The sequence below is a fragment of the Shewanella sp. 4t3-1-2LB genome (genome assembly GCF_017368415.1).
Lineage (GTDB): Bacteria > Pseudomonadota > Gammaproteobacteria > Enterobacterales > Shewanellaceae > Shewanella > Shewanella fodinae.
On sequence record NZ_JAFNJD010000054.1, the window covers coordinates 20,309 to 27,366 of the forward strand.

General features: G+C 46.2%; 7 protein-coding genes. 3 read left to right on the top strand and 4 right to left on the bottom strand.

Annotated features, from left to right (window positions below; translation table 11 throughout):
- Nucleotides 1-1,095 carry a chorismate synthase gene (aroC, locus tag J3L11_RS16810; protein WP_207571722.1) on the bottom strand — a complete coding sequence of 365 codons (1,095 nt, stop codon included), beginning with the start codon at nt 1,093-1,095 and terminating at the stop codon, nt 1-3.
- Between the two features lie 36 nt (nt 1,096-1,131).
- Nucleotides 1,132-2,079, bottom strand: a complete 948-nt coding sequence (gene prmB / locus J3L11_RS16815; RefSeq protein WP_207571723.1) for a 50S ribosomal protein L3 N(5)-glutamine methyltransferase — start codon at nt 2,077-2,079, stop codon at nt 1,132-1,134.
- 81 nt (nt 2,080-2,160) lie between these two features.
- Between prmB and smrB the strand changes: the two genes are divergently transcribed.
- Nucleotides 2,161-2,691: an endonuclease SmrB gene (smrB, locus tag J3L11_RS16820; RefSeq protein WP_189618521.1), complete on the top strand. Its 531-nt coding sequence runs from the start codon at nt 2,161-2,163 to the stop codon at nt 2,689-2,691.
- A gap of 55 nt (nt 2,692-2,746) precedes the next feature.
- Here smrB and sixA read toward each other — a convergent pair whose 3' ends face one another.
- Entirely contained in the window at nt 2,747-3,217 is a 471-nt protein-coding gene (gene sixA, locus J3L11_RS16825; protein WP_207571724.1) for a phosphohistidine phosphatase SixA, read from the bottom strand.
- Between the two features lie 184 nt (nt 3,218-3,401).
- On the opposite strand from sixA, the gene J3L11_RS16830 reads away from it, so the two are divergent.
- The gene (locus J3L11_RS16830) at nt 3,402-6,182 is read left to right on the top strand and encodes an insulinase family protein (RefSeq protein ID WP_207571726.1); all 2,781 of its coding nucleotides are present in this window, start codon (nt 3,402-3,404) and stop codon (nt 6,180-6,182) included.
- Between the two features lie 43 nt (nt 6,183-6,225).
- Here the strand turns inward: J3L11_RS16830 and J3L11_RS19570 are convergent, their stop codons facing one another.
- The gene (locus J3L11_RS19570; RefSeq protein WP_278250747.1) at nt 6,226-6,354 is read right to left on the bottom strand and encodes a hypothetical protein; all 129 of its coding nucleotides are present in this window, start codon (nt 6,352-6,354) and stop codon (nt 6,226-6,228) included.
- A gap of 82 nt (nt 6,355-6,436) precedes the next feature.
- On the opposite strand from J3L11_RS19570, the gene J3L11_RS16835 reads away from it, so the two are divergent.
- Nucleotides 6,437-7,058: two-component regulator propeller domain-containing protein (locus tag J3L11_RS16835; protein ID WP_278250748.1), on the top strand; the 622-nt coding region annotated here is incomplete at its 3' end.

The following is a 7,058-nucleotide window of genomic DNA, read 5'->3' on the forward strand; positions in this document are numbered from 1 at the left end:
TTAACGCATTCCTAGTACAGGCGTCGGGCTGGTAACATCCAGATTCTGCGCGCGATGACGCAGCAGATGATCCATCAGCACTATGGCCAGCATGGCTTCGGCAATTGGCACCGCGCGGATGCCAACACAAGGATCGTGGCGCCCTTTAGTCACCATCTCCACTTGCTCACCCTGCACCGTCATACTCTTGCCGGGAATGCTAATACTGGAAGTCGGTTTTAGCGCGATATGCGCCACAATAGGCTGTCCTGATGAGATACCACCTAACACACCACCTGCATGATTCGATTCAAACCCCGCCGGCGACATTAAATCCCGATGCTCAGAACCATGCTGGGTTACCACCGCAAACCCATCACCAATCTCGACCCCTTTAACCGCATTAATGCCCATCATGGCGTGAGCGATATCGGCATCAAGTCGGTCAAACACGGGCTCGCCCAGTCCAACTGGTACATTGGTTGCCACCACACTGACTTTAGCACCAATTGAATCACCGGACTTTTTCAGCTCGCGCATGTATTCATCCAGCGCCGTCAGTTTGCCTGCATCAGGAAAGAAAAAATCATTGCGTTCGATTTCATCCCAATCGAGCTGCTCAGCACAGATGGGGCCTAACTGCGACAGATAACCGCGGATTTCTATCCCAAACTCTTGCTGTAGATATTTTTTAGCAATGGCTCCTGCCGCTACCCGCATGGCGGTTTCCCGTGCTGAAGAACGGCCACCGCCACGATAGTCTCGAGTGCCGTACTTTTGCTGGTAGGTATAATCCGCATGGCCGGGCCGGAATAGGTCTTTGATATTGGAGTAATCCTGGCTGCGCTGATCGGTATTGTTAATGAGCAAACCTATGGAAGTCCCGGTGGTTTTCCCCTCAAACACGCCAGAGAGGATCTGCACTTCATCGGCTTCCCGCCGCGCTGTGGTATAACGGGAACTTCCCGGACGGCGCCGATCAAGATCCCGCTGCATATCGGCTTCGGTCAATGCCAGCCCGGGAGGACAACCATCCACGATACAGCCCAATGCCGGACCGTGACTCTCGCCAAAACTGGTGACAACAAAATTCTGACCTATGCTGTTTCCCGACATCTAACTGTTTTGCCCCTATTCCTGAATTAATTGGTATTATTGGTCGTTATTGCGCCAAGGTGCAAACGCCTGCTGCTGTTCCAGTAACTGATCTCTGGTCAGTACAAATACACCGTCGCCGCCTCGCTCCAACGTGACCCAAGTGAAAGGCACATCGGGGAACTGTTCAATAAGGTGTATCATGGAATTACCCACTTCCACCACTAACAAACCTGTTTCCGTCAGATAATCCACGGCATTTGCGAGAATACGCCGCGTAATATCTAAACCATCATTGCCGGAAGCCAATCCCAACTTAGGCTCGTGGCGATATTCTTCAGGCATATTGGCCAGATCCACCGCATCCACATAAGGCGGGTTAGAAACGATCAAATCGTATTGTGGCCCTGTAGGAATGGCACTAAACAGATCAGACTGCATCGGATAAACGCGATCCATCACCCCAAGCGTCTCAATATTTATCTGGGCAACTTCCAACGCCTCATTACTGATGTCCAGAGCATCAACTTCAGCATCTTCAAACGCATAAGCACAAGCAACAGCAATGCAACCGCTACCGGTACACAAATCCAGTACCCGATTGACCGGTTTATTGTATAACCAAGGACTGAAGCGATTTTCAATCATTTCGGCAATAGGTGAACGCGGCACCAGCACCCGTTCGTCCACATAGAAGTCCAACCCCGCAAAAGTCGCGCGGTGAGTCAGATAAGGCACTGGCACGCGCTCACGCACCCGGCGGATAATCAGTTCAACAATTTTATGCTTTTCACTGCTGGTAAGATTGGCATGAATAACCTGCTGACCAATCTCATCAGGCAAGTGTAATGCATGAAATACCAAGGAAATGGCTTCATCCCAGGCATTATCAGTACCGTGACCATAATAGATGCCTGCATCATTAAAACGGCTGACGGCCCAGCGCAACATGTCGCCTACGGTTCTCAATTCGGTGACCGCTTCGTCAACAAAGATCTTGTCCAAAATCGCACTCCGGCTTAATCAAAACTGTCCCATTGTAACTGAACTCTGTTCAGAAGGAACAGAATTCAATAAAATGCGCCAATGACCAAAGATCCCAATACAGAAGGCTTGGCGGAGTTTCAACAACTCGTTGAAGGCATTACGCCGTTGCCGCAAGACAAACGCCATTTTCGCCCAGCGGTGAAGACTCGTCAGCAACTGCTTGAGAAAGTAGTTCAGCTGCAGGCAACGAGTTATTTTTCTGACATTTATCAGCCGTTGTTGCCAGTAAATGGCGCAATGCGTTGGTGTCGTGAAGATGTTGATGCCATGGAGTTAAAACGTTTAAGGCGCGGTGACTATACACCTGAGCTTTTATTAGATTTGCATGGCTACCGACAAACTGAAGCAAAATTGGAAATTGCCGCGTTAATTGAGGCATGTATTCGTGAGCACCTGCTGTGTTGTAGTGTTATGCACGGCCATGGCAGTGGCATTCTCAAGCAACAAGTCCCGCTGTGGTTAGCACAGCATCCACAGATAAAAGCATTTCATCAGGCTCCTCGCGAATGGGGCGGCGATGCTGCCATTTTGGTGCTAGTCGATATTGGTGACCATCCACACCGCCGTTAACCATTAGTCAACGCAATATAAAAGCGCCATCTAACGCTTTTATATTGCCCTCATGCTAACTGATGCTATGTGTCGTTTGCTGCCACATCAGTTCGGTATGACGTCCAATAATATCGACCAATGCCACAGATGACGTGGCAAACAACGGTGGTTCCATACCCGGAACCAATTCACTCACCATATATCCCAATAGCGGCATGTGCGACAACACTAGTACATTCTCTGCCTGATACTGCTCTGCATATGCCAGCACCAGTCTAGCGGCCATTTCTGGATCAGCGGCGGGAACTAATTCATTCAACACCTTACATTTGCGAGGTTCTGGAAAATGTTTGGACACTTCCTGCCAAGTCTGTTGCGTACGCAGATAGGGGCTCACCAATACCAGTTGGAATTCGACGCCAGTGGATTTAAGCCACTCACTCATCAATGCGGTATGATAGAGACCCGACTCTGTTAATGACCGCTCCCTGTCATACTTTGCTTCATGGCCAGCTTCCCCATGGCGCATCAAATATAGCTGCATACATCACTCACTACAGAAGATATTATTCTGATTATGCCTCTATTGTAGCCTTATCTCGGCTGGCAGAAAAACCGCCCGCTCCGCAATCTTTGTACGAAAAGCTGTAGGTGATATTTGCCAAAAAAGCCAAGGGCCATCAATATATAATGATTCATTCCAAACGGACGCTTCCACTTTGCCCACAATGCATCCCATTATTGTCAGCCCTAACGACCATCGAAGCTATCGCTACGTAGAACTGACTAACGGCCTCAGGGTATTACTGGTCAATGATCCTTTGGCCACCCAGGCTGCGGCATCCATGGCGGTCAATGTGGGCCACTTCGACGATCCTGTCAACCGTCCGGGCATGGCACATTTTCTTGAGCATATGTTGTTCCTCGGTACGGAAAAGTATCCTGATGCCGGCAGTTTTCTGTCATTTATCAACCAGAATGGCGGCAATAATAACGCCTGGACCGGCACCGAACTGACAAATTTCTTCTATACCGTGCCGCCGCAAGTTTTTCCTGAGTCAATGGATCGATTCAGCCAGTTTTTCATCGCACCTATGTTCAACCGTGAGTTGGTAGACCGCGAGCGTCATGCCATCGAATCAGAATTTCGATTAAAACAGAAAGATGATATTCGTCGTATCTATCAGGTATTAAAAGAAACGGTAAATCCGCTGCATCCGTTTTCCAAATTTTCGGTAGGAAATTTAGCAACACTGGGTGGCAATGAAGAACAACTGCGGCAGGAATTGCTGACATTTTACCAGACGCATTACAGTGCCAACTTGATGACACTGTGCCTAGTTGCTCCGTTAACACTAGATGAACTGGAATTCCACACCCACAAGTACTTTGGCAACATTACCAATCAACGCCTCCAAAAGCAGTACCCTGATACGCCGTTGTTTACCCCTGCGCAATTAGCGCATCAGGTGCACATCGTACCATTGAAAGAGCAAAAACGCGTCACTATCAGCTTCAGCCTACCCGCTATCGAGCCATTTTATCAGACCAAACCTCTGACTTATATCAGTCATCTGTTGGGGAACGAAAGTGCAGGAAGTCTACTGGCTTGGTTGAAAGATAAAGGTTGGGCAAGCAATCTTTCTGCCGGAGGCGGTATTAATGGTTACAACTTCAAAGAATACAACATCAGTATTCAGTTAACTGACACAGGTCTCACGGCACTAGATGATCTAATTACAGCCTGTTTTTCCTATATTAGGCTGATCCGCCTTGAAGGACGCGAACAATGGCGTTATCAAGAGCGAGCTAATCTGCTGCAATTAGCGTTCCGCCATCAGGAACAAATAAAACCGCTCGATCTCGCCAGTCATTTAAGCATCAATATGCAGCACTATCCGGCAGAAGACATCATGTATGGTGATTACCGTATGGATGGAGATCACCTGACACATATGGATGGGTTACTGGCATTGATGACACCCGATAACATGCGGTTGCAATTGGTTGCACCAGAGTTGGATACGAATCAACAAGCCAGTTGGTACCAAACACCTTATGGTGTATCGCCAATATCCTTACAGCGTCTGTCAACCTGGCGCGATGTGGGCAATTTACCGGGCTTACAGCTGCCAGCGCCAAATCCCTTCATTGTTGCTGACAGTGTTGCTAGATCAGAAAAATCAGCGGCCGATGTCCCTGTTACCGTCGCCGAAGGGCCTGGATACCGCATTTGGCATCGTAAAGACGATGAATTTAACGTCCCTAAGGGACATCTCTATTTGTCTCTGGATTCAGAGCAGGCCAGTATGACAGTACGGCACGCTGCGCTTACCCGGCTCTACGTTGAGATGTTGCTGGACTACCTGACTGAATACACTTACCAAGCCGAAGTCGCCGGGCTCAGTTACAACATCTATCCCCATCAAGGCGGTATCACCTTACACCTCACAGGTTATACCGGGAAGCAGGAAACCCTGTTAGCGCTATTGATAGATAAAGCCAAAGATCGGAATTTTACAGCGCAGCAATTTCATACCATCAAACGTCAGTTGCTGCGCAGTTGGTACAATGGTTCGAGGGCAAAACCAATATCGCAATTATTTACCAGCCTTACCGTTACGTTACAACGCCGCAGCTATGAACCATTAAAGATGGCTGAGGCGCTGGAAGACTGCACTTTGGACGATCTTAATCAGCATATCTCCGCCTTTTATCAGCGCATTTATCTTGAGGGACTGGTCTATGGTGATTGGCTAGCGCAGGAAGCCAAAGCGCTGGCTAAACGCTTGCAACACATTCTATCACTGGTGTCCAAACCGAGCCCAGAATCTGCTCGCGAGTTGGTTGATCTACAAGGTAAAGGCACCTTGCTGCGCGAGCTGGATATTGCACATCCTGATAGCGCCATTATTGTTTACTACCAGTCAGAACGTGCGGAGCCAACCCACATGGCGTTGTTCAGTTTATTAAACCACGCTATGTCGTCACCGTTTTTCCATGAGTTGAGAACGCAAAAACAGTTGGGCTATATGGTAGGCACCGGTTACTTGCCACTAAATCGACATCCCGGAATGATTTTCTATGTCCAGTCCCCCGTTGCAGGACCACTGCAACTCCTAGAAACCATCGATCAGTTCATTGCCGATTTTAATTACGCTGTAATGCAGATTACTAATGAGCAATGGGAACAGACCAAAGAAGGGTTAATCAATCAGATCATGGAGCACGATGCCAACCTTAAAACACGAGGGCAACGTTACTGGGTTAGTATTGGAAACAAAGATTATGGCTTTGACCAACGGGAACAAGTCGTAGCTGAATTGCAGCAACTGACGCGAGCCGATTTAATCAAATTCATGATGAAAAAAATGCGTACCAAACATAGTGATAGACTCGTGTTGTTCAGCATTGGCGAGCAACATAAACAGCAAGAACCGCTGATATCTGGTGAAGCCATTACCGATCTAAGAGCATTCAAACTCAATACACAAAAATTTAATAGTTGAGCGGACCACGCCGAAAATAATGATTACACGCCACAACTAATGTTTAAATTTTCAGCACTAATAAGCTGTGGATCAAGATATAGAAGAAAATAGCATCAATGTGCACGGCTTCCATATCGACGACGTCATAAGTAATGTTAGCATTGTTATTGACACCCAATATATGTTCCATAGATGTTAAACTTTGACAAACGCTTTACTTTCTGAAAGAGTTGTCTTTCAGAGATTTGGCATCCACTATAAAAGATTACATTATGCCTTCACATTCACTTTCAAAGTTGCTCTGTCTGTTTTCCTTTACATCTTTTTTTCTGACAGCAACATGCCTTGCAGATGAGCTTCCTCAGGATACATTACAACCGCCAGTCCTACTAAACGCTGAAACTTATGGTGTCAAAAATGGTCTATCACAGAATACTGTGACATCTTTTACCGAAGATAACGATGGTTATATGTGGTTTGGGACACTCAATGGACTTAATCGATTTGACGGAAAAGATTTTAAGCACTTTTATGCCAATGATAGCAATGGGCTTGAAAACTCATTTATAAGAAGCTTAATTTTTACGGAAAAATTTGGCGGGTTGCTGATTGGAACTGATTCTGGTCTATATACATATAAAAAAGATATTGAACACTTTGTTAAGACAGATATAAAAGAAAAAATAGTATCAATGGATGCAAACGACAAATATCTTATAATTAGCACTAAAGATAGCACATATAAATTATCTAACATAAATACAATATTAGAAGAAAAAAAATTTATTAGCAATGATATAAAAAAACAATTAATAATTGATAATACAATATACACATTATGCCATTCAGGCATTCTCTATGCTGATCAAAGAGAAATTGAGACCGGAATAACTA